Raw genomic sequence first — 21332 nt, forward strand, 5'->3', positions numbered from 1 at the left:
GTCAGTAGGCCCCCCTTCCCCCGGTCACCGCGGACCACGTCTTCCACAGCACCTGAAGATCCATCATGAGCGACCAGTTCTCCACGTAGCGCAGGTCCAGCCGGACCGACTCCTCCCAGGACAGGTCCGATCTGCCGCTCACCTGCCACAACCCCGTCATGCCCGGCCGGACGACCAGGCGCCGGTGCACGTCCGTGCCGTACTGGTCGACCTCGGCGGGCAGCGGCGGACGCGGCCCGACCAGTGACATCTCTCCCCGCAGCACGTTGATGAGCTGCGGCAACTCGTCCAGCGAGTAGCGGCGGAGCAGGTGCCCGACCCGCGTGATTCGTGGATCGTTCCGAATCTTGAACAGCACGCCGTCCGATTCGTTGGACTGCTCCAGGACCAGCTTGAGCCGCTCGGCGTCGACGACCATGGTGCGGAACTTCAGCATGTCGAACTCCCGGCCGTACCGGCCGATGCGCGTCTGCCGGAACAGCGCGGGACCGGGGCTGGTCGCGCGGACGAGCGCCGCGATGACCAGCATCGGGACGAGGAGGACCAGGAGAAAGGCCGCGGCCACGATCCTGTCGAAGGCGTTCTTGACCAGCCGTCGCGATCCTTCGAGCTCGGGGTGCTCGACATGCAGCAGCGGCATCCCCGCGACCGGACGGACGCTGATGCGTGGGCCGGCGACGTCCATCAGGGCCGGAGCGACGAAGAGGTCGGTGCCCCCGGACTCGATGGCCCAGGCGAGGCGGCGCAGCGCGGCGCCGTGGAGTTCGGGGCACGCGAGGACCGCGACCGCCTCGGCGTCGACCTTGTCGACCACGGCGGCCACGTCCCGGAAGTCCCCGAGCACGGGCACGCCGTCGATGTCGGAGCGCTGTCTCCGGAACTGCCTGTTCGGCAGGCATGCGGCCACCACCCGCATGCCGTGGTACGGCTGCCGCCGCAGCTGCAGCACCAGCTCCTGGACGGACTGCCGGTGCCCCACGGCCACGACCCGCCGCATGTACTCACCCCTGGAGCGCAGGCGGTGCAGCCTCTTCCGCATCCGGTGCCGGAAGAGCAGCGTCAGCACCGTGGCGAGCGGCAGCATCGCCATGACGTAGCTCCGGGCCACCATGGTCTGCGTCAGATACGCCCCGATCGCGACGGCCGCGGTGAGCCCGAGCCCACCCTGGGCCACCGAGCGGAACTCCGCCGTGCCCTCGCCGTGAGCGCGTGCCCGATACCCGCCCGCGAGTCCGACGACCAGAGGCCAGCCGAGCGTCAGGGTGGCGCCGAAGACGAGGTCGTAAACCGGGATGTAGGCCCCCAGCTGGAGCCGGGTCAGCTCAACTCCGCAGAAGGCCAGGGCCCCGCACAGGAAATCCCCCGCCGTGAGGAGTCTGCGAAAGGACCGCTCCGACACCCTTGCCGGGAGCCGGACGCCGAGGCCGCGGGGAATCACCCCCAGTTCCGCCAACTCTAACCGCGATTCCATGTCACCACGCCCAAGTAGCCAGACTGCGCAGGAAGATGACGCACCCCCCGTCACACAGGTTGACGCACAACTCATCTTTTTTCAGGGACGGGGAGCATGCACGAGCCTGATGGTAGACAGCGACCGCTCAGTACGGAATGTACGTGATCTGTCCACAGTTGGCCGGGTGAATTCGCGTTTTGGACTTGACGGGAACGTTCCAATATGCCCCTCGCGTCGGTCATCGCCCAACACCACTGACTTATACATCAGATCCTCGTCTATGATCTCCGCGTGGCGAGGGCGGGACAGCGGGTGAAAGCCGGAGCCGGGGTACGGCCGGCCGGGCGGTGCGCTTCCCACCACGACCCGACCGCGGCGACCGGTGGATGTCCGCTTCGGAACACGTCCGCCGCGTGGAACCGAGCATTGGACGCCTCGTGACGACATCCGGGCAGTTACCTCTCACTGTGACTCCACCGCCGCGGACGTCGCGCCGGCGCAAGGTGCTGATCGTCGTGACCCTCGCGCTCCTCCTCCCGCCGGCGGCCCTCTTCGCGGTGCTGATGCAGCGCCAGCACGTGTACGACACCAACCTCCGGCGGGTGCAGCAGGTGTTCCCCGAGGAGTCGGACCGACCGGCCAGAGCCATTGGAACCGCCCAGAACTGGCTGGTCGTCGGCGCGGACAAACGGCCGGGGGAGAGCGGCTTCCAGCGGTCGGACAGCCTGATGATCGCGCATGTCCCCGCCGACCGGAAGCGAATCTTCCTGATCGGCATACCTCGTGACTCGTACGTGACCATCCCGGGCCACGGGCACGACAAGATCAACGCAGCCTACGCGTACGGCGGCCCGCGCCTGCTCGTCCAGACGGTGGAGCGACTGGTCAAGGTCCGGATCGACCACTTCGTCGCGCTGGATTTCGACGGCTTCATCGACATGAGCACGGCGTTGGGCGGCGTCGACGTCTATGTGGCGCGCCAGGTACACGACCCCGCGAACAAAATCACCTGGCCGCAAGGAAACGTACATCTGGAGGGCGAGCGCGCGTTGCTATTCGTCCGCCAGCGTTACGGACTACCCGGTGGGGATTTCGACCGGATTAAACGGCAGCAGGCGTTCTTACGGGCGGTGGCCGAAAAGGTGGTCAGCAAGGGAATGCTGACCAATCCGTTCGCAGTGGACAAGTTCCTCCAGGCTTTGACGCGATCCCTGTCGGTGGACGCCGGGGTGGACATGAAGACCCTGAGGGGCCTGGCGCTCGAACTCCGCGACATACGCGGCGGCGACCTGCTGTCGGCCACCTACCCCGTCGCCGGCACGGGCACGGTCAAGGGGGCGAGCGTCGTCCGCCTGGACGCGAAGGAGGGCGCCAAGCTCACCGACTCCCTGCGGAACGACACGCTGGAGCGCTACTTCGCCGACCGGGGCGGGCTGAACGAGTCCTCCTTCGTCAGGTGACCCCGCTCGTCTAGTCGTACTCGAGATCGGGCAGGGGCGAGGGCGGCTCCGGGCTGCGCCACACCACGACGTAGTCGGCGCGCGCGCCGGCCACCGCCGTGCTCAGCCGGTCGAGGTCGAAGTCCGGCAGGTACCGCAGCCGGGCGAGGAAGCTCGCGTCGGTCGCCGAGTGCGGGACCACGCAGCCCTCGCCCTCCCGGTCCAGCAGGACGATGAAGACGTCGTCCGGCTGGCCGGACGGATCCCGGCGATCGTGACCGCCGACGCGGACCTCGACGACGTCCTCCCACGCGAGGGCCTCGACGCTGCCGTCGGCATAGTGACGCGTCACGCCTTCTTCGGTGACGTACACATAGGTGTCCGGCACTGGGTTGCCGTGCATGGGCGCGATTGTGACGACTCACAGCGGCCCCGTGCAAGACCGTTCAGACCCGCGCTCAGCCGTGCCGCCACCGCAGATGGTCGCGCACCGCCCGTACGGCCGCCTCCGCCGGTCCCTCCGCGATCGCGCGGAGCAGCGCCGCGTGCTCGGCCGCGAGCTCACGGGGGTCCTCGTACGCGTGCCTGAGCCGGACGAGGCCGAGCCGCGTCTCGGCCGCCAGCGTGCCGTACAGACGCTCCAGGCGAGGGCTCCCGGCGGCGGCGACGAGCGCCTCGTGCAGCGCCATGTGCTCGGCCACCACACTCGCCCACGGCGCGCCGGGCGGCAGACCGGACAGGCGGCCCAGCGCCTCCTCCGCGGCGCCCACCCGGCGACCGGCCACCGCCTCGGCCATGAGCTCCTCCAGCGGCCTTCTGACGTACATGAGGTCGGCCAGGTCGGCGGGGGTGATCACCGGGACGTACGCGCTGCGGTTGCGCTCGCGCCGCAGCAGCCCCTCGTGGACGAGGAGCGCCAGCGCCTCCCGGACGGTGGGGCGGGCCACGCCGTACCGGGCGGACAACTCCTGCTCGGGCAGCGCCGCTCCCGGCTCGACGTCCCCCGACAGCACCCGCTCGCGCAGCGCGGCGGCGAGCGCCTCGACGGTGGAGACGGGCCTCAGGGTGGTCACGGGGCCGAGCCTACTCATCGGGCCTACTCGCCGGGCCCACTCGCCGCCGGGCTCGTCGGCCGAGCCTGTCAGTGCCGCCCGGCCGTCGCCCTCGGCGTCCTCGGCGCGGGGACGTCCGGAGTGCGCGCCCGGGCGGGCAGGGCGACCACGGCGAGGCCCGCGGCGAGCAGCGCCAGGCCGGCGCACGAGACCGCGGACAGGTGCTCGCGCAGCGCCACGACGCCGAGCAGGGCCGCGACGGCCGGTTCGGCCAGCGCGAGCGTGGCCGCCGTGGCCACGGGGGTCGTGCGCAGGCCCCGGCCGTACAGGAGGTAGGCGAGGGCCGTCGTGGCGCAGCCGAGATAGAGCGCGGTCAGCAGGCCGCCCGGCCGGGCGAGCCACACCGGGCCGCTCAGCACGAGGACCGGCAGCATGAGGACGGCCGCGCCGCCGAAGAGCACGCCCATGACGATCCCCGAATCCGTCCCCCCGCCGATCGCGCGGGCCGCGACGACCGCGTAGAAGGCGTAAAGGAGCCCGCCGAGCAGGGCGAGCCCGATCCCCGCGGCGTCGGCGCCGCCGGCCTCCCCTCCGGCTCTCCCGCCGGTGACGAGCACCGCGCATCCGGCGACGGCGGCGGCCGTGGCGAGGGCCCAGCGCCCGCTCGGCCGCTCGTGCCCCACGAGCCAGGACAGGACCCCGGTGAAGACCGGGCCGCTGCCGATGGCCACCACCGTGCCGATCGCGACCCCCGTACGGTGGACCGCGGCGAAGTAGCAGAGCTGGTAGGCCGCCACGGCCGCGGCCCCCAGAGCCAGTGTCCAGTGCGCGCGGGCCCAATGCGCGAGGGCCCACCACGCCGGACTCCGTCCGGCGCTCCGTACGCGCTCGCGGGAACGGTCCAGAGGACGCGAGCGGAAGGAGCGGCGGCGCGCGGACACCGCCAGCGCGGCCAGCACGGCGCCGCCCAGCACCAGGCGGGCGGCGGCCAGAGAGACGGAGTCGGCGGCGGCGAGGGCTCCCGCGGTGCCCGCGGTCCCCCACAGCACGGCCGCGGCGACGACGGCGAGCGGACCGGATCGCGAGTACATGGGCTCGATTGTCTGACAATCAGACAGAATCGGCAAGGTCTTTGCCCCTCAACGTCGAGACTGTCCTGATACGGGCTGTGGCCCAAGTCGTTAGGAACGATCCCTGGTGGGCCGTCTCACGGATTGCTAGGGTTTCGCCACTAATTAACATGTGTGTAACCGACGGGCGGGGCCATGGCTGGTCGGAAACGGTCCATTCGCTTCAAGATTTTCGCGATCCTGCTGGTGCCGGTGACCGCTCTGGTGGTGATCTGGGGGTTCGCCGCCACCGTGACGATCGAGCAGGGGCAGCAGCTCCTGCGCATCCAGAAGGTGTACGACAACGTCGTCTATCCGGTCAGCGAGACGATCAACGCACTGCAGACCGAGCGGTTCGTGTCCGTGAGCTACCTCGCGTGGCGCACCACCTCGTTGCGTACGGACCTCCAGGGTCAGCGGCGCAGGACCGACGGCTGGGCGGCCGAGATGACCCGCCTGTCGGCGCAGGCCCGGGACGAGACGCCGCCCGCCATGTGGAGCCGGGTCCAGGACCTGATCCGGCAGGTCCGCGGGCTCGACGTCCTGCGCGGCCAGGTCGACGACCACACGCTGACCCGCCTTGAGGCGATCGAGGAGTACAGCTCGGTCATCGAGATCGCCCACCAGGTCTACGACCGGCTCATGATCTCGCCCGACATCGACATCGTCGCGCAGACCAAGGCGATCATCCTCCTCGTCCGCAGCCGCGAGGTGGTGAGCCAGCAGTCGGCGCTCGTGCTGGGCGCGCAGGCGGCCGGACGGATGTCGCAGGACGAGCGGGACGCCTTCTCCGGCATGGTCGGCAAGCGCCGCCTGCTCTACCAGCTCGGCACCAGCCAGCTCGACGCCACCCTGCTCAAGCAGTTCGGCGCCCTGAACGCCGCCCCCGTCTACTCGGCGTTCCTCTCGCTGGAGAACGACGTGATCGCCAGCGTGCGGCCCGGGCAGCCGCTGCCCCCCGACGCGATCGCCTGGCCGACGACGGCCCAGGCCCTCACCAGCCAGCTCACCGAGACGACCAACGTCGCGGCCGACATGACCGCCGCCCGGGCCATGCCGCTGGCGCAGGCGGTGCTCTGGCGCATCGGGATCGTCGGCGGCCTCGGCCTGGCCGCGGTGCTCGCGACCCTGTTCGTCTCCTTCCGGTTCGCCCGCACGCTGACCGGCGAGCTCACCGCCCTCCACCGCGCGGCCCGCGACCTCGCCGAGCGGCGCCTGCCCGACCTCGTACGGAGGCTGCGGCGCGGCGACGACGTCGACGTGGCGGCGGAGACGCCGCCCGTGGTGGGGCGCAGCGACACGGTCGAGGTCGAGAACGTGGGCAACTCGTTCACCTCCGTGCAGCAGACCGCCGTGGAGGCGGCGGTGGGCCAGGCGGAGCTGCGCAAGGGCGTCAACAAGGTCTTCCTCAACCTGGCCCGCCGCAGCCAGTCGCTGCTGCAGCGCCAGCTCGGCATGCTCGACAGCCTGGAGAAGGAGATCGCCGACCCCGACCTGCTGGAGCGGTTGTTCGGGGTGGACCACCTCACCACCCGCATGCGCCGCCACGCGGAGGGTCTGATCATCCTGTCCGGGGCGGTGCCCGGGCGCGGCTGGCGCAACCCGGTCCGCCTGTACGACGTGGTGCGCGCCGCGATCGAGGAGGTCGAGGACTACCTGCGGGTGGACGTGACCGTCCCGCACGGGTACTCCCTCGCCGGCGGCAGCGTCACCGACGTGATCCACCTGCTGGCCGAGCTGATCGAGAACGCCACCGTCTTCTCCCCGCCGCACACCCGGGTGCACGTCCGGGGCGAGGTGGTCGGCCGCGGTTTCGCGCTGGAGGTCGAGGACCGCGGGCTCGGCATTCCTCCGGAGGAGCTGGAGCGGCTCAACCAACGCCTCGCCGACCCGCCGGAGTTCGACCTCGCCGACAGCGACCGGCTCGGGCTGTTCGTGGTGGGCCTGCTGGCCCGGCGGCACAACATCCGCGTCTCCCTGCGCAGCTCGCCGTACGGCGGGACGAGCGCCGTCCTGCTGCTCCCGCAGGAGGTCGTGGTGGAGGGCGGGATCCACGAGCCGGTGGTGGAGCCTCTCTCTCAGCCGGAGCACGTCGCCCCGGCGCTCGCCCTCACGCCGCCGGTCGGCGGCGACCACGGCTCGCTGCCCAAACGGGTACGTCAGGCCAACATCGCTCCGCAGCTCAGGGAGGATCCGAGGGAGGAGCGGAGCGACGTGTTCTCCTCGTTCCGGTCCGGCTGGCAGCGCGCCCAGGAGGACTCGTGACCGAGCAGGAGGAGGGGCCCCTGCTACGCCCCTACACGATCACCCGGGGACGCACCCGTCCGACGGGGCCGGAGTTCGACCTGATGACGATCATCAGGACGGCCCCCGCGGCGTACCGCGGGGTCTCCGGTCTGGCCCCCGAGCACTGGCGGATCCTGCAGCTGTGCCGGGGGCCCTCCTCCGTGGCCGACCTGGCCTCGGAGCTGGGCCTCTCGCTGAACGTCGTACGCATCCTGCTGAGCGACCTGCGCGACCAGGGGCTGATCACGGCACGGCCGCCGGCGACCGTGGCCCAGCTGCCCGAGGAGCGTCTCCTGCGCGAGGTCATCCAGGGGCTGCAGGCGTTGTGACGCCTCAGGAGTCCGTCGCGCAGGACTCCACGAGGCGCTGCACGTGCCAGCGGGCCGGGGTCGTCAGCTCGTCGGCGTACCGGTCCAGCAGGTCCGCGCACTGCACCGGATCGGCGATCTCGACGGACGGCAGGACCAGGATCGCCTCCTCTCCGTCCAGCACGAGTTCGCCCCGCACGCCGAACGCGCCGTCGCCGACCGCGACGGCGGTCTCGAACACGAGGTCGTGCCCGGGCAGCTCCAGCGCCACGCCGAGCCGTACGGCGGGCCCGGCCAGGTCGGAGATGATCTCGACGCGGACATGGGGGAAGAAGTCACGGGAGAGGGACCGTCCCATCTCGCTGAACCGCGCCGCCGTGCGCTGCAACGCCCGCAGAAGCTCGGCGGCGCCCTGACTTTTGGCGTCCACCCCCGCAGGGTAGATCACCGCAGGTAGCGGTTTGGCCGAATATTTAGGTTGGTCCGGAAATTTCCCCTGGGAAAACCGTCGTCAGCGGAAGGCGTAGCACTCGACCTCCGCACGCCGGCGGGTCAGCCCGCCGCCCACCGACTCCTCCACGCACGCCCGCTGGGCGGCGCTGAGTTCGAGGGGCCCGCAGACGGAGACCCCGGAGTACGTGCGGCAGTCGAGGGCGGGGTTGAACGCCCCCACGACGTACTTCGCGCGCACCTGCGCCCGGCACCGCGCACGCGCCTGCCCCGTCTTCGGGTACCGGCACTGGCCGACGAGGACGTCGTACTGCTCCTGGCTGACCTCCTGCCGCTCGACCCCTCCCTCGGGCGGCGCGGGAGCCTGCCGGTACGCGCTCCGCAGGCCGGTCCCCGGGCGTACGCCGGTCCCGGCGGCGACCGCCGCGACCGCGGCGGCCGTGCCGAGCGTCGTCATGGCGGCGAGCACGGAGACAGCGACGATCTTTCTCATGCGATCCCCCCGAGGAGGAACGTACCCACGAGCGACAATCCGCCCCAGGCGCCCCGCCGGACCACAATGGACGACCGTGACCTCACGTCATCGTGAGATCGGAGAAGTCACCACGTTGGGTAAACGCGATATTGCCGAGTGTGGTCGAAGAAGATCGCGGGTAGATGTGGTCCCGGAACCGAAGGGGACGGCCTTCCGCCGTTCAAACTCATTTTCCTCGGTCCAAATCCGGTCATTCTCGACACAACGGAGCTTTTACGTGCGATTTGTTCACGCGGTCACGACTGGCGTCCTGGTTCTCGCCGGACTGACGGGTACGAGCGCGGCCGCCCTGGCCGGCACCGGACCGACCGACCCCTCCGGGGCGGCGTTCACCGGCTACCAGGTCGTCGCCCTGCCCAACGCGAACGTGCCGAACTTCACCCGGCGGACCGTGTACTGCCCGGCCGGCAAGCGTGCCGTGGGCGGCGGCGGCGAGGCGCAGGGCAACGACGCCGTCCTCGTGGGCAGCTTCCCCACGGCCGACGGCACCGGCTGGATCGCCCTCGGCCGGCAGCCCCGTTACGACAGCGTGGGCATCAGCGTCTACGCCATCTGCGCGTACACCAGCTGACGCGGCCCGTCCGCGGCGCGCCCCACAGCGCGCCGCGGGCGCGGACCGCGCCGGGAGGCTCACCCCGAGGCGCGGGACGGGCGCCTTCCGGCGTGCGCCGCCGTGTGCGTCAGAGTGTGCGTCAGAGTGTGCGTCAGTGCATGGGAGGCCCGGCGGGCCATGGCCTTGGGACGCGAGAGCGCCCGCGGGGCGGGGCGCCCGGCGGGCGGGTCCTCCCCGGAAGGCGCGGCGAGCACCTGGGCGATGTCACACGCCCGGCTCCCCCGGCACAACGCGTTCTGGATGCCGATTCCCTCGTTCGCGACGTTGACGGAGACCTGCTGGGTGCCCCGGTTGCTGACGGGGCTCGACGCCGAGAGCGCCGGCCGCGCCTCATCCCTTCCCGCCGACGCTCCCCGGTCCCGGTGCGACTCCCGCGGATGACCGGCCGCAGCGGCGGCGGGCGCCGCGACGGCGAGAGTCAGCACGAGCGACGCACAGGCGAGAAGCCCCGGACCGCTCCGCATAACCGGCCTGCCGTACCACCGACACCTCATCGCGCGCCGCTCCCGTCAGCCGGACCGCTCCTGCGGCCCCTCCTCGTGCGGGGCCGTTACTCAGGCTAGTGATCCGCCTTTTCCCAGCGTCCGGCACGCGCTGCGTCTTACGCCATCATTGCCATATTCGTCGGCGCACGGTCCGGTCGATCGATTCGCGGCCTGGACGCGCGGCGGGAAACGTCACCAGCCGAAGGCGTTGACCGGCATGTTCTGCCAGATCTTGCAACGCTTCGGGCCGGGGCCGCAGAAGGCGCCCTGGGTGTTGATGCGGCCGCCGACCGTGATGCCGGTCTGCTGCTGGCCCATCATGAAGGTCGGGCTGTAGACGCCGTTGAGGTTCTGGTTGAACCTGCCGTTCCCGGAGCCGAACTGCCTGGCCGTGGCCACCCCTCCGGCCGCCACCTGCCCCTCGCCGCCTCCGTGTCCGCCTCCGTGCCCCCGTCCGTGTCCGGCGGCGTGCGTCACCACGCCCGGGCGCAGTGGAGCCGTGCTCGCACCCGCCTCCCGCGCGGTGGCGGCCGAGGCGAGCGCGGCCACGAGGACGGCCAGTGTCAGGCGGCCGGCCACGAGCGCCGGAATCATTCGCGAAGGGGGCGTACAGTCGCGGGACATCTGGAAACGCACCTACTCACCAAGGCCATCCGGCGACGGGTCTCGTCGTGGACATAAGCAACGATGCCCTCATACCCCATTCGATGGCCTCGGTTCCGGCCCTGCCAAGCGCGGCATGGATGATGACTCAGCTTTTGCAGCAATTCCGCTTATCCGGCAAATACGCGCAGAATCACCATTTCTACGACACCTGGGCGACCGGTGACACGGGAGCGGACGTGGGGTCCGGCCTGCCGTCCTGCCTCGGAGACGTCCATACGGGCCACGCCGGCGAAGACGTCGGCAGCGTCGTGGCGGCGGGCCGCGCCGGAAGACCCGTCCCTTGGTCGAGCCCGTGACCGACGCCCAGATCGACGCCCAGATCGAGGCCCAGGTCGAGGCCCAGGTCGAGGCCCACGGTCAGCGTTCCGTCGTCCGGCAGTTCCCGCTCGCCGCATCGGTCCCAGACGGCGAGCGGGCCCTCGAAGCGCGACGTGAGCAGATGCTGCAGCGGAGTGCGGGGCAGGAAGAGGTCGACGTCGGGCGTCGCCCGGCGCACCGCCCGGGGCAGTCGCGGCTCGCGCAGCCGGACCAGTGTGGCCGGTTGGGAGCGCTCGGCGAGCGCGCGGATGTCGAGGAAGGACAGGTTCGCCACCTCCCGGGCCGCCGAGACGTGCCGCACCAGCACGCGGACCGGACCCGGCGCGCCGTCCATCCGGGCGAGCGCGGGCTCGGCCCCGGCGTCGCAGACGATCTGGTCGGCGAAACCGTCCCTGAGCGCCACGACTCCCCCGGCCTCGATCACCGCGACCGCCTCCGCCAGTGCGTCCTGGCCGAGCAGCCCGTCCCAGCGCAGCGCGGGGCCGCAGGCCGCGCATCCCATCGCGTCGTCCGGGCCACGCCGCGAATGGGGCCGGTCGCACTCGCGCCGGCAGTCCTCGCACAGGGCGAGCGGCCGTACGCGCGGCTCGCCGGCGGGGGGACCGCACTCACGGCACCGGACCAGCGGGTAGAGATGCCTGCGCCCGCGCGGGTCGAACAGTTCGCGTACGCAGCCGGGGCAGATGCGGTGCTCCAAGCCGTACCCGTCGATGCCCACCGGCAGGGTTCCCGCCGTCGCGGAAGCACCGGCGGCCCGCCCGCCGGGAGAAGTCAAGATGCCCATGGCGTCCGCACTGCCCCGGATGATCGACACTAATCCCAGAGACACCAATAGCCACAGATGTCACATATTGCGCATCTCGCCCACCGGCGCGAGACTGATGATCTCGATCGGCACAGCAGACCGGAGAACCACGGTGACCGACGGACCAGGATCGCCCGCGATCGACTCCTCCGCCTCGCACTCGGCCCGCGTCTGGAACTACCTCCTGGGCGGCAAGGACAACTACGCCGTGGACCGCGAGGCCGGCGACATGATCATGCGGATGTTTCCCGACATCGCCCGGATCGCCCGTCAGCAGCGGCGTTTCCTCGTCCGCGCGGTGCGCTACCTGACGGCCGAGGCGGGTGTGCGCCAGTTCCTCGACATCGGCACCGGCCTGCCGACCGCCGACAACACCCACCAGGTCGCCCAGCGCGTCGCCCCCGAGAGCCGGATCGTCTACGTCGACAACGACCCGCTCGTCCTGGTGCACGCGCGGGTGCTGCTCACCAGCACGCCGGAGGGCAGGACCGACTACATCGAGGCCGACGTGCGCGACACGGACACGATCCTGGCCGCCGCCCGGAACATGCTCGACTTCGACCGGCCCGTCGCATTGATGATGCTCGGGATCCTGGGGCAGCTTCGCGACGAGGAGGACCCGTGGGCGGTCCTGGCCCGCCTGCTCGACGCCCTGCCGCCCGGCAGCTATCTGGCGGTGAGCGACGGAACCGACACCAGCGAGGCGCTCGTGCGGGCCATCGAGATCTACAACGCCAACTCCGCGAGTTCCTACCACCTGCGCGCCCCCGAGGCGCTCGCCCGCTTCTTCGAGGGCCTTGAGCTCGTCGACCCCGGAGTGGTCACCATCCCCCGCTGGCGGCCCGACGTCGCGGACACCGAAAGCTCTCCCCGCGCCGTGGACGCGATCTGCGGCGTCGGCCGCAAGCCCTGACGGACGGCCGGGCCCGGCCGCTGAATATTTCACCGGCTCCGGCGTGGGCCGGCAGGGGTCTCGTACGGATTCTCCGAGGTCCCCTCACACTCTCGTCCGTTCGTTGCGGAAAGGGCGCTTTCCCCTGACGCGGACGGTGTACACGCGCCGGGCGATTGATGAGTCTGGGGATCGTCGGCGCCCCTCCGGCATCCGGAGCGGCCGCCGGGACACGCCCGGCTCACCTCACCTGGAGAACGATCGCCCATGACATTCGGCGGCAACCGGTTTCTACGCGGACTCCTGACGGCCGCCACGGCCACGGCCCTGGGCGGAGCGGGGCTCGTCCTGGGCACGACCTCCGCCGACGCCGCCGTCGGCTGCGAAGTGACCTACGCGACCACCCAATGGGGCACGAACTCGGGCGGCTTCACGGCCGGCGTCACCCTCACGGGCACCGGCGAGTCGCTGAACGGCTGGAAGCTGACGTTCTCGTTCCCCGGCACCCAGCGGCTCACGCAGGGCTGGTCGGCCAGGTGGACCCAGTCCGCCAACCACGTCGTCGCGGAGAGCGAGACATGGAACGGCTCGGTGCCCTCCGGCGGATCCGTCCACCTCGGCTTCAACAGCACCTGGACCGGAAGCAACCCGCCGCCCACGGACTTCGCCGTGAACGGGGTGCCGTGCCAGGTGATCCTCATTCCGAACCCGTCGCCGAGCCCTTCGCCCAGCCCTTCACCGAGCCCTTCACCGAGCCCTTCACCCAGTCCTTCACCGAGTCCCTCGCCGAGTCCGAGCGTCAGCCCGAGCCCGGACGTTCCGGTGGACAACCCGTTCATCGGCGCCACCGGGTACGTCGACCCGGGCTGGGCGGCCGACGTGGAGTCCTCGGCCGTCAAGGTGGACGACGCCACCGCGGGCAAAATGCGCGGTCTGAAGAGGACGTCCACCGCGGTCTGGCTCGACCGCATCGCCGACGTCACCGGGGGCTCCGGTGTGGCGAGGACGCTCAAGGACCACCTCGACGAGGCCGTGCGGCAGAACGCCGGCTACGTCACGCTCGTGCTGCACGACCTGCCCGACCGCGACTGCCGGTCGCTGGTCTCCAACGCCGAACTGCACGAGGCGCAGGGCGGCCTGAACCGCTACAGGACCGAGTACGTCGACGCCATCGCCGCCCTCCTGGCCAGGCCCGAGTACCGGAACCTGCGTGTCGCCACCGTCATCGAACCGAAGGCGCTGATCGACCTCATCGTGGGCACGGGCACCCTGCGGTGCCTGCAGGCGCAGCAGTCGGGCGTGTACACGACGGGTATCCGCTACGCCCTCGACAGGCTCTCGCCCCTGCCCAACGTCTACACGTACCTGGACGCCGGCAACGCGTCGCTCGCGGGCTGGGACACCAACTTCACGCAGCTGACGACCCTCATCACCGAGACCGTGCGCGGCACGGCGGCGGGGCTGAACAGCCTCGACGGCATCGCCACGAACGTCGCCGACTACGTCCCCCTCACGGAACCGTTCCTGCCCGACCCCAACGGCACCGTGGCCGGCCAGCAGCTCATCATGAGCAGGTTCTACGACTGGAACCCGCACTTCGACGAGCGGGACTACGCCCTCGCGATGCGCGGCGCCCTCGTCGCCAAGGGCCTGCCGAGCTCACTCGGCGTGGTGATCGACACCTCCCGCGACGGCTGGGGCGGACCGGGCAGGCCGACGGCCGTGAGCACCTCGCTCGACCTCAACACGTACGTGGACCAGAGCCGCGTCGACCGGCGTCCGTCGCGGGGCGCCACCTGCAACCAGAACGGCGCGGGGCTGGGCACGCGGCCGGTCGCGGCGCCCGTTCCCGGGGTCGACGCCTACCTGTGGATCAAGCGGCCCGGCGAGTCGGACGGAGCGGGCGGCCCGATTCCGCCCGCGGGCTCGGACCAGCCACTCGACGGTGTGTGCGACCCGAAGGGCAACCTCACTCCCTGGACGGACTCGATACGACCGACCAACGCCCTTCCCAACGCGCCGCTCTACGGCGACTGGCACCACGAACAGTTCGTGATGCTGGTGAACAACGCCTACCCCGCGCTCTGAGCACGCTCCGGCGCCCCGCTGCGAAAGGCCGGGCGGCTAGCCGCCCGGACGGCTCTGGAACAACTGGGCGTCGGTGCTCGGGGGCGCCTGTGTCGAGGTGTCGACCTGGGAGGTGATGTCGATGCCGTGCCTGAGCTGGGTCCACAGGCCGAGGATCGCCGCCGCCTGGGCGACGATGAGCGCGATCCCGCTGCCCGCCGTACCGAGCCGGTAGACGACGGCCACGGGGGTGAGCCGCGACGCGAGGCCGCCCGGACGGGTCTGGAGCGTGCGCGCGTCCATGAGGACGGCGACCACGGTCAGGACCAGGAAGAGCAGCAGGATCCGGACGAGAGAACCGCGCACGGGGGCCTGTCCGATGAGGTTGTTCAGCACGGCGTGCGCCCCCGTGGCCGCGCCGTACGCGAGCACGGGCACGGCCCCCTTCAGGTAGCCGCGCCTGCCGGGCAGGCGACGCCACAGCGCGCCCAGCACGAACCCGGCGACCGGCCAGATCAGCAGCCCTCCGATCAGGTCGCCGGCCAGCCCGTAGAACCCGTTGGGCTCGCTGAGCCGGTCGAGCCAGCCGTCGTGGCCCATGCTGTCGGTGCTCCAGGTGGCCCAGATGAGGAACACGGCGGCGGGCGCGCCCACGTAGGTCGCGTACCGCGAGGCGAGCCGCGCGTTGGCCCACCATGAGCTCCCCGGGCCGCGCGCCAGCGCGAGGTCGAGCGGGGTCAGGCCGTCCTCTCTGCGGGGATCGAGGCCGATCTCCCCGCGTAACCGCCCGATGCGCTCCACGACCGGCTCGTTCTCCCTGTGGTAGGCGGCGTCGTCCATGTCTCCCGCGGCCCAGCGCCGGCGCAGGCCCTTCTCCCGCGCCTCCAGGGCCCGGTGCTCCTCGACGATCACGGCGAGCCGCCGCCGCGACACACCCGGGTCCGCGGGCTCGGCCCGTCGCGTCAGCCGCAGCAGCAGAGACAGCACCGCCAGACCGGCGAGCGCGGCGAGCGGGACGGGCATCCCCGCGTACGTGCTGGGCCATCTGATCGTGCCCACCACGAACAGGAAGGCGACGAGCCACGCGGTGAGCGGCCCGACGGCTTCCGTGCGCCGTCCGTGCAGACGCAGCAGCAGCAGAAGCAGGAGCACCACCAGCGGCCACATCAGATAGGCGAGGTTCCGCAGCAGAAAGAAGGGCGACACGACGACATCCGGCAGGTATCCCCAGGTCCGCAGGCCGGTGACGGCCGCGTGGGCCACGAACGCCAGGGTCGTCAGCGCGAGCCCCGGGACGCTCCAGCGCAGCAGCGCGCGGACGGCCCGGGGCGTCCTCCTGTCCGGTACGCGAGCCGCCCGCACCGCTATCACCCACGCCGCTGTGGTGAGCAGTGACGCCGTCGCGACGGCCGATGCGATCCACGCGGGGTCCGCCTGCTCGTGGACGTACCGTCTGGCCAGGGGCGCGAAGCCGCTGACGGCGACGAGCGCCACTCCCGCGAGCACCACTCCCGCCAACGCCGGACCGGTGGGCCCTGGACGGGTGCGCCCGGCGCCGGTGGGCGCCCGGCCGGCCCGCCGGATTCGCGGGCGCGCCCGCCGCCACGCGGCCGCGCAGAGCGGCGCCGCCAGGATGAGAACGGCCCCCACGTCCGTCAGGCCGATGAGGTGGGACAGGAAGAGCGTCCCGCTGAGGAGGAGTACGGCAGCGATCACCTCCACCGCGATGATCATCGCCAAGGTGCCGAGAACGATCCTGACGAGGGCGCGCTCGTCCCGGTCGGCCGAGCGCCGGCCGAGCAGCACGAGCAGTCCGGCGAGCAGCAGGTACGGCAGCGCGAAGCCCAGGCAGGTCGCGACCGTGAGCACCTTCTGTCCTCCGGAGCCGGTCCAGCGCTGGAACGCGGACCGCGCGGACAGCCGGAGGGCGACCTCGACGCGCGGTGGGGCGGCGGCGTCCCGCCACACGTATGTGTGGCCGGGCCGCACCTCCGACGGCAGGGGCATCACTCCGCGCACCTCGGAGTCCGGCGCCCGCACGGCCACGGCCCGCCAACGCGCCCGGGCCAGCCCGGGCGGCAGACCGGCCGGTGAGAGCTGCAACGCGACGAACCGGGTCCGGCCGGACGTCCGGCTCGACCAGAGCCCGGCGCGATTGGGTTCCAAAGGATCAGTCGCTCGGGAGGCGGCATTGGTTACAGCCAGGGCGGAGATGTCGGCGCGGCCGCCGGCTGCGCCGACAGAGGCCGTTGAGGGGCCGCTCAGGGGCCGCTCAGGCGCCGTTCGCCCTTCGTCGTGATGACGTACACCTGCCAGTTGTAGTAGGCGTAGTAGTTCCTGATGTCGCGCTTCATCTGGCGGGTGTGCAGCAGGACCGCGTCCACGTACGCCTGGGAGTGGTTGTAGGCGTACAGCGCCCGCCGGTAGTCGCCCGGCGCTCCCGACGCGTGCAGGTAGTTGGCCGCGGCGAGCAGGGCGTCCCGGGTGTCGTCGATGTCGCCGCCCATCCCGTACGCCTTCCAGGTGCCGGGCATGAACTGCATCGGCCCCTTGGCGCCGACGTAACTCGGCGACCGGACGCGGCCGAACTTGGTCTCCACGAGCATGACCGCGGCCAGCACCTGCCAGTCGATCCCGAACCGGCGCCCGGCCCGGCGGAAACCGTCGAGCAGGACGTCCGCCGGTTCGGGCGGCTCGATGCGGAACTTGACCGGCCCGCTGACGGGGTGGGCCAGGGAGAGCAGGTCGCGTACGGCCGTCACGTTGTCCCGCGCCCGCGCGGCCTGGTCCTTGGACAGTTTCCCGTAGGTGCGCGACGCGACGCCGGGGTTACGGGCCAGATGACGGTAGAGGCGCTGCTCGTACAGGGCGAGCAGGACCACCGGCTCGGGGGCCTGTCCCCTGGCGGGGTCCCCCGTGCGCCGCCAGTCGTCGACGGCGTCCCGCAGCAGCGCGGTCGTCCGGGTCAGCGCCTCGGCCAGCGCGGCCGGATCCTTGGGGATCTTCGCGTCGGGCGCGGGCGGCTTCGCGGGCGGCGGCTGCTCCGGCGTCGCCGGCGCGGACGGGCCTCCGGAAGGCGGCTCCGGCGGCGTCACGGACGCGGCCGGAGCCTCGGCCCCGCCGGAGACGGCCGGCGATCCCTCGCCCCGCGCGCCGGCGCAGCCGGACAGCGAGACCAGACCGGCGAGCCCGCCTGCCAGCAGGCCGGCGAGCAGGCGCGGACGCCGCGACGCGGAGAGGAACAGGACATGACTGGTACGGGCGCGCTGATCGTTCATCGGTCCCAACGTATGCCCGGCGGCGCCGTTTCACGTCGTCCCGACGCCGGGGCGCCGTGCGCCGCCGTCCCCATGGCGGGCGGCGGCGACGGGAGGGATACAGCCGGCCGTAACCTTTTCCGGCCGCACCCCATTCCCCGTTCTCCCACATCAGGTGTTGACCGGATAAGTAACCGGGCAGTAATGCTCGACTCGTGCGCCTGCCCCGGGTGAAATTCGAGCACCGGCCCCACCGGTACGAGGACGGCACCATTCGCATCGGCGGCGAGATTTACGGGATCGCCGCCGAAATCGAGGATCCGTACGGCTGGGTCTGGACCGCCCTGTGCCTGATGGACGGCACCCGCTCCCGCGAGGACATCGCGGACCGGCTCCGCCTGGCCCATCCGGAGCTGCCGGACGCCGAGTCGGTCGTCGAACAGCTCGTCGCGACCCGATACGTGGAGGACGCCGCCGCCGTGCCGCCCGCCGCGCTGAGCGAGCGGGAGATCGACCGGTACAGCAGGAACCAGGCGTTCTTCCGGATGGTCGGCCCGGGCCCGCACAGCTGGGAGGCGCAGCTGCGGCTCAAGGGCGCGCGGGTGGTGGTGCTGGGCCTGGGCGGCACGGGCAGCCACGCGGCGTGGGCCCTCGCCGCCGCGGGCGTCGGCGAGATCCACTGCGTGGATCCCGACCTGGTCGAGCTGTCGAACCTCAACCGTCAGGTGCTGTACGGCGAGGCCGACGTGGGACGGCCGAAGGCGGAGGCGGCCGTCGCGCGGCTGCGCGGCGTCAACTCCGACATCACCGTCACCGGCGACCGGCGGTGCGTCGGCAGCCGCCGCGAACTCGCCGAGCTGATCGCGGGTTTCGACGCGCTCGCCCTCTGCGCCGACCGGCCGGACGGGCACCGCATCAGGGTGTGGGCCAACCGCGCCTGCGCCGCGGCGGGGATCCCGTGGGTGGGCGGCGGGTACAGCGGGCCGCTGGTCACCGTGGGCTGCTTCACCCCGGACGCCGGCACCTGCTACGAGTGCCTGTGCGACGGCGAGGAGGCCCGGCGCCGTCCGGGCACGCCGGTGGACCTCGGCGGACCGGGGGTGATCGCCACGTCGGCGGGCCTGTCCGGCCAGCTCGTCGCCCACGCGCTGATCGCGCTGCTGACCGGGGCGTCCGCGCCGCCGGCCGGCACCATCCGGGGAGTCAACCTGATCGCCGCGGACCACCATGTGCGGGTCAGCCATCCGCCCCGCCCCGGCTGCCCGGTCTGCGGGACCCGGGTACGCGCCCGTTTCGATTCGAATGGGCGCATTTCACCGGCATGACCGAAACAACGATTACCACAACGAATTGACACAATCATTGACTGCGTGCCACCGGCGGCGAATCATGAACGCGTTCTCGCGAGAACATCCCCGTCCCTCACCCACGAGAGGAACCGGATGACCCCCAACGAGCACGAGATCGAAACCGCCGACGAGGCGGCCCCGCCGGTCAAGACGAAAATCACCATCCGGCTGCTCGACAAGATCGAGACGACGAACGCCAGCAACAGCGTCGGCAACTGACGCCGGTGCCGCCACCGTGGTGTGCGGGCGCGCAGCGGGAGCGCCCGCACGCCGCAGGCGGTCGTGCCGCACCGGCCCCGCGGCCCCGCGCCGCACCGCGACGGACGGCCCGAAGGAGGGAAGGGTGGCATCCACCCGCACCATCTTTGACGACGTACGGCAGGCCGAGGCGCGGGTGCTGCCCGCCGACGCCTACCAGGCCGAGTTCGCCGAGGAGTTCGGCCGGGCGACCGGCGTGGTGTGGAAGCTCGAACGCGCCCAGGAGTTCCGCGAGCCCGACGTCCCGAGCTGGCGGGCGATGATGACCGGCGACTGGGAACGTTCCCTCGCCCTGATCGCGGAGATGCGGGAGCCGCTCACCGCCTACTACCGCACCCGCCCGGCGACCCGCAGGCTCCGCGTCGTGGAGACCCCGCTCACCCCCTATCTCCAGTGGGAACTGCGCGTCCTGGCCGTCAGGGCGGAGGCCGGGGAGCGTCCACGGGTGCTCGCCGCGGGCGCCGTACGGGAGTTCGAGCGCACCGCGCCGCTCCCCGAGCTCGTCGCGATCGGCTCGTCGCTCCTCTACGAGGTGCTGTACGACGAGATCGGCGGGCACGTCGGCGCCCGGCGGATCACCGACCCGGACCTCGCGGGCCCCTGCCGCGCCGCGATCGGGTCGCTCTACGAGCGGGGAGAGGACGTGCGGGCGTACGTCGAGCGGGAGGTCCTCCCGCTGCCGCCCCCCTCGGCCTCCTCCCGGTCGCGCGGCACCCACCGCCCCTGAACCCCGCGCCTGGAGGCCGCGATGAGCCAGGACGCCGGGCAGCCGGCGGACGGGACCCGGGTCCGGCTGCGCGACCTCGCGTTCCGGCGGGACGGCTCCCAGTGGATCGTCGGCCGCCCGGACGGGCAGGAGTTCGCCGCGGTGCCGTACGAGGGGATGCGGGCCATCAGGCTGCTGATGGAGGGCGCGACCATCGAGGAGGCCGAACGGCGGCTGCGCGGCGAGACGGGCGCCGACCTCGACGTCCGGGACTTCGTCCGCGCCCTCGGCGAGCTGGGTTTCCTGGACGAGCCGGGCAGGCCGGCCGCCCCGGCCGAGCCGCCGACGTTCCCCCGGCTGCGTGCCCGGCACGTGCGGTGGACGCTGAGCCCGCTGCTCCACACGGCGGTGGCCGGCGTGATCGCCGCCGGGACGGTGACGGCGGTGATCAGGCGGGAGACGCTGCCGGGCTGGCGGGACCTGCTGTGGAGCGAGCACGGCACGCTCGTCCTGCTCTCGGAGATCGCCGTCGGCTGGACGCTGATCTTCCTGCACGAGATGGCGCACCTGTCGACCGCCAGGGCGGCCGGGGTGCCGGGCCGGATCCGCCTGGGCACGCGGTTGCAGTTCCTGGCCGTCCAGACCGAGGTGTCCGGGATCTGGCTGGCCGAGCGGCGCGTCCGCCTGACGGTCTATCTCGCCGGGATGGCCGTCGACGCGGCGGCCTGCTCGGCCGCGATCGTCCTGGCCGCCATCCTGGGCCGCCACACCGTGCTGTCCCTCGTCACGCTGACCTCGGCGTCCATGCTGACCACCCAGTTCCTGGTGTTCATGCGCACCGACGTGTACTTCCTGCTGCAGGACCTGACCGGCTGCCGGAACATGTACGGCGACGCCACCGCCTACGCGCGCCACCGGGTGCTCCGGCTGCTCGGCAGGCCGACGCCCGACCCGCTCGCCGGCCTGCCCCGCCGGGAGCGCCGCAGCCTCCGGGCGTACGCGGTGCTGGTGGTCGTGGGCACCGTGGTCTGCCTCGGGGTGGCGTTCGCGGTCACGCTGCCCGCGACGCTCGTCCTGCTCTGCCGGGCGGTGCGCGCGCTCGGCACCCCCGCCACGCCCCTCTCCGTGCTGGACGCCGCGGCGGTGCTGCTGGCCGCGCTCGCGTTCCAGGTGGCCTGGGCGCGGGCCTGGTGGCGCAGGCACGGCCCCCGTCTGCGCCGCACGCTCTCCCGCCCCCGCCCCCGCCCGCGGCCGTAGCCGTCGCGCAGGCGCCCCCATCGATAC

Annotated in this window: 21 protein-coding genes; 10 read left to right on the plus strand and 11 right to left on the minus strand. The window is 72.0% G+C overall.

The window, feature by feature from the left end:
- Position 1: 1 nt before the first annotated feature.
- On the minus strand, positions 2-1471 hold the full coding sequence (locus tag HHX33_RS00295; RefSeq protein WP_182872802.1) for a sugar transferase: 1470 nt from the start codon (positions 1469-1471) through the stop codon (positions 2-4).
- A 497-nt stretch (positions 1472-1968) separates the two neighbouring features.
- On the opposite strand from HHX33_RS00295, the gene HHX33_RS00300 reads away from it, so the two are divergent.
- Entirely contained in the window at positions 1969-2913 is a 945-nt protein-coding gene (locus tag HHX33_RS00300) for an LCP family protein (RefSeq protein WP_182872803.1), read from the plus strand.
- A gap of 10 nt (positions 2914-2923) precedes the next feature.
- Here HHX33_RS00300 and HHX33_RS00305 read toward each other — a convergent pair whose 3' ends face one another.
- From HHX33_RS00305 to HHX33_RS00315, 3 genes are all read right to left on the minus strand, one after another.
- Positions 2924-3295 carry a hypothetical protein gene (locus tag HHX33_RS00305; protein WP_111700615.1) on the minus strand — a complete coding sequence of 124 codons (372 nt, stop codon included), beginning with the start codon at positions 3293-3295 and terminating at the stop codon, positions 2924-2926.
- Positions 3296-3350: 55 nt separating this feature from the next.
- Entirely contained in the window at positions 3351-3965 is a 615-nt protein-coding gene (locus HHX33_RS00310; RefSeq protein WP_310738335.1) for a GntR family transcriptional regulator, read from the minus strand.
- Positions 3966-4033: 68 nt separating this feature from the next.
- Positions 4034-5035 carry an EamA family transporter gene (locus HHX33_RS00315; protein ID WP_182872804.1) on the minus strand — a complete coding sequence of 334 codons (1002 nt, stop codon included), beginning with the start codon at positions 5033-5035 and terminating at the stop codon, positions 4034-4036.
- A gap of 174 nt (positions 5036-5209) precedes the next feature.
- On the opposite strand from HHX33_RS00315, the gene HHX33_RS00320 reads away from it, so the two are divergent.
- Together HHX33_RS00320 and HHX33_RS00325 are read left to right on the plus strand one after the other, a co-directional pair.
- Positions 5210-7318, plus strand: a complete 2109-nt coding sequence (locus HHX33_RS00320) for a nitrate- and nitrite sensing domain-containing protein (RefSeq protein ID WP_182872805.1) — start codon at positions 5210-5212, stop codon at positions 7316-7318.
- Entirely contained in the window at positions 7315-7668 is a 354-nt protein-coding gene (locus HHX33_RS00325; protein ID WP_111700611.1) for a DUF742 domain-containing protein, read from the plus strand. Before HHX33_RS00320 ends, HHX33_RS00325 begins: the two co-directional genes overlap by 4 nt.
- 4 nt (positions 7669-7672) lie before the next feature.
- Here HHX33_RS00325 and HHX33_RS00330 read toward each other — a convergent pair whose 3' ends face one another.
- Both HHX33_RS00330 and HHX33_RS00335 read right to left on the minus strand, forming a co-directional pair.
- Positions 7673-8077 carry a hypothetical protein gene (locus HHX33_RS00330; protein ID WP_182872806.1) on the minus strand — a complete coding sequence of 135 codons (405 nt, stop codon included), beginning with the start codon at positions 8075-8077 and terminating at the stop codon, positions 7673-7675.
- Positions 8078-8158: 81 nt separating this feature from the next.
- Positions 8159-8590, minus strand: a complete 432-nt coding sequence (locus HHX33_RS00335) for a hypothetical protein (RefSeq protein ID WP_259402008.1) — start codon at positions 8588-8590, stop codon at positions 8159-8161.
- Between the two features lie 259 nt (positions 8591-8849).
- On the opposite strand from HHX33_RS00335, the gene HHX33_RS00340 reads away from it, so the two are divergent.
- Positions 8850-9203: a hypothetical protein gene (locus HHX33_RS00340; RefSeq protein ID WP_182872807.1), complete on the plus strand. Its 354-nt coding sequence runs from the start codon at positions 8850-8852 to the stop codon at positions 9201-9203.
- A gap of 59 nt (positions 9204-9262) precedes the next feature.
- Here the strand turns inward: HHX33_RS00340 and HHX33_RS00345 are convergent, their stop codons facing one another.
- The 3 genes from HHX33_RS00345 to HHX33_RS00355 all read right to left on the minus strand — a co-directional run bounded on the left by HHX33_RS00345 (position 9263) and on the right by HHX33_RS00355 (position 11498).
- Positions 9263-9670, minus strand: a complete 408-nt coding sequence (locus HHX33_RS00345) for a hypothetical protein (RefSeq protein ID WP_182872808.1) — start codon at positions 9668-9670, stop codon at positions 9263-9265.
- Positions 9671-9922: 252 nt separating this feature from the next.
- Positions 9923-10324, minus strand: coding sequence for a hypothetical protein (locus tag HHX33_RS00350; RefSeq protein WP_182872809.1), 402 nt, complete (start codon positions 10322-10324; stop codon positions 9923-9925).
- A 211-nt stretch (positions 10325-10535) separates the two neighbouring features.
- A complete protein-coding gene (locus tag HHX33_RS00355; RefSeq protein ID WP_182872810.1) occupies positions 10536-11498 on the minus strand; it encodes a Sua5/YciO/YrdC/YwlC family protein in 963 nt (320 codons plus the stop codon).
- A 133-nt stretch (positions 11499-11631) separates the two neighbouring features.
- Between HHX33_RS00355 and HHX33_RS00360 the strand changes: the two genes are divergently transcribed.
- Both HHX33_RS00360 and HHX33_RS00365 read left to right on the plus strand, forming a co-directional pair.
- The gene (locus HHX33_RS00360) at positions 11632-12432 is read left to right on the plus strand and encodes an SAM-dependent methyltransferase (RefSeq protein WP_310741153.1); all 801 of its coding nucleotides are present in this window, start codon (positions 11632-11634) and stop codon (positions 12430-12432) included.
- A gap of 246 nt (positions 12433-12678) precedes the next feature.
- Entirely contained in the window at positions 12679-14499 is a 1821-nt protein-coding gene (locus HHX33_RS00365) for a glycoside hydrolase family 6 protein (protein ID WP_182872811.1), read from the plus strand.
- Between the two features lie 36 nt (positions 14500-14535).
- Here the strand turns inward: HHX33_RS00365 and HHX33_RS00370 are convergent, their stop codons facing one another.
- Both HHX33_RS00370 and HHX33_RS00375 read right to left on the minus strand, forming a co-directional pair.
- Positions 14536-16644: a DUF6185 family protein gene (locus HHX33_RS00370; RefSeq protein ID WP_182872812.1), complete on the minus strand. Its 2109-nt coding sequence runs from the start codon at positions 16642-16644 to the stop codon at positions 14536-14538.
- Positions 16645-16739: 95 nt separating this feature from the next.
- Positions 16740-17756, minus strand: coding sequence for a lytic murein transglycosylase (locus tag HHX33_RS00375; protein WP_182872813.1), 1017 nt, complete (start codon positions 17754-17756; stop codon positions 16740-16742).
- 194 nt (positions 17757-17950) lie between these two features.
- Here HHX33_RS00375 and HHX33_RS00380 point away from each other — a divergent pair, with 194 nt between their 5' ends.
- The 4 genes from HHX33_RS00380 to HHX33_RS00390 all read left to right on the plus strand — a co-directional run bounded on the left by HHX33_RS00380 (position 17951) and on the right by HHX33_RS00390 (position 21305).
- A complete protein-coding gene (locus HHX33_RS00380; protein ID WP_220501355.1) occupies positions 17951-19060 on the plus strand; it encodes a HesA/MoeB/ThiF family protein in 1110 nt (369 codons plus the stop codon).
- Positions 19061-19177: 117 nt separating this feature from the next.
- Positions 19178-19303 carry a hypothetical protein gene (locus HHX33_RS35410; protein ID WP_259402009.1) on the plus strand — a complete coding sequence of 42 codons (126 nt, stop codon included), beginning with the start codon at positions 19178-19180 and terminating at the stop codon, positions 19301-19303.
- 124 nt (positions 19304-19427) lie between these two features.
- Positions 19428-20069 carry a DUF6879 family protein gene (locus tag HHX33_RS00385; RefSeq protein ID WP_182872814.1) on the plus strand — a complete coding sequence of 214 codons (642 nt, stop codon included), beginning with the start codon at positions 19428-19430 and terminating at the stop codon, positions 20067-20069.
- A 21-nt stretch (positions 20070-20090) separates the two neighbouring features.
- Positions 20091-21305, plus strand: coding sequence for a hypothetical protein (locus HHX33_RS00390; RefSeq protein ID WP_182872815.1), 1215 nt, complete (start codon positions 20091-20093; stop codon positions 21303-21305).
- Positions 21306-21332: the final 27 nt, after the last annotated feature.

Origin of the sequence: Microbispora sp. H10670 (genome assembly GCF_014161385.1) — a bacterium.
Classification (GTDB): Bacteria; Actinomycetota; Actinomycetes; order Streptosporangiales; family Streptosporangiaceae; genus Microbispora; species Microbispora triticiradicis.

Excerpts from the sequence above, each read along its gene's own strand:
- HHX33_RS00295 (WP_182872802.1), bottom strand. The coding sequence starts at position 1,471 with ATGGAATCGCGGTTAGAGTTGGCGGAACTGGGGGTGATTCCCCGCGGC.
- HHX33_RS00305 (WP_111700615.1), bottom strand. The coding sequence starts at position 3,295 with ATGCACGGCAACCCAGTGCCGGACACCTATGTGTACGTCACCGAAGAA.
- HHX33_RS00315 (WP_182872804.1), bottom strand. The coding sequence starts at position 5,035 with ATGTACTCGCGATCCGGTCCGCTCGCCGTCGTCGCCGCGGCCGTGCTG.
- HHX33_RS00320 (WP_182872805.1), top strand. The coding sequence starts at position 5,210 with ATGGCTGGTCGGAAACGGTCCATTCGCTTCAAGATTTTCGCGATCCTG.
- HHX33_RS00335 (WP_259402008.1), bottom strand. The coding sequence starts at position 8,590 with ATGAGAAAGATCGTCGCTGTCTCCGTGCTCGCCGCCATGACGACGCTC.
- HHX33_RS00350 (WP_182872809.1), bottom strand. The coding sequence starts at position 10,324 with ATGATTCCGGCGCTCGTGGCCGGCCGCCTGACACTGGCCGTCCTCGTG.
- HHX33_RS00355 (WP_182872810.1), bottom strand. The coding sequence starts at position 11,498 with ATGGGCATCTTGACTTCTCCCGGCGGGCGGGCCGCCGGTGCTTCCGCG.
- HHX33_RS00365 (WP_182872811.1), top strand. The coding sequence starts at position 12,679 with ATGACATTCGGCGGCAACCGGTTTCTACGCGGACTCCTGACGGCCGCC.
- HHX33_RS00375 (WP_182872813.1), bottom strand. The coding sequence starts at position 17,756 with ATGAACGATCAGCGCGCCCGTACCAGTCATGTCCTGTTCCTCTCCGCG.
- HHX33_RS35410 (WP_259402009.1), top strand. The coding sequence starts at position 19,178 with ATGACCCCCAACGAGCACGAGATCGAAACCGCCGACGAGGCGGCCCCG.
- HHX33_RS00390 (WP_182872815.1), top strand. The coding sequence starts at position 20,091 with ATGAGCCAGGACGCCGGGCAGCCGGCGGACGGGACCCGGGTCCGGCTG.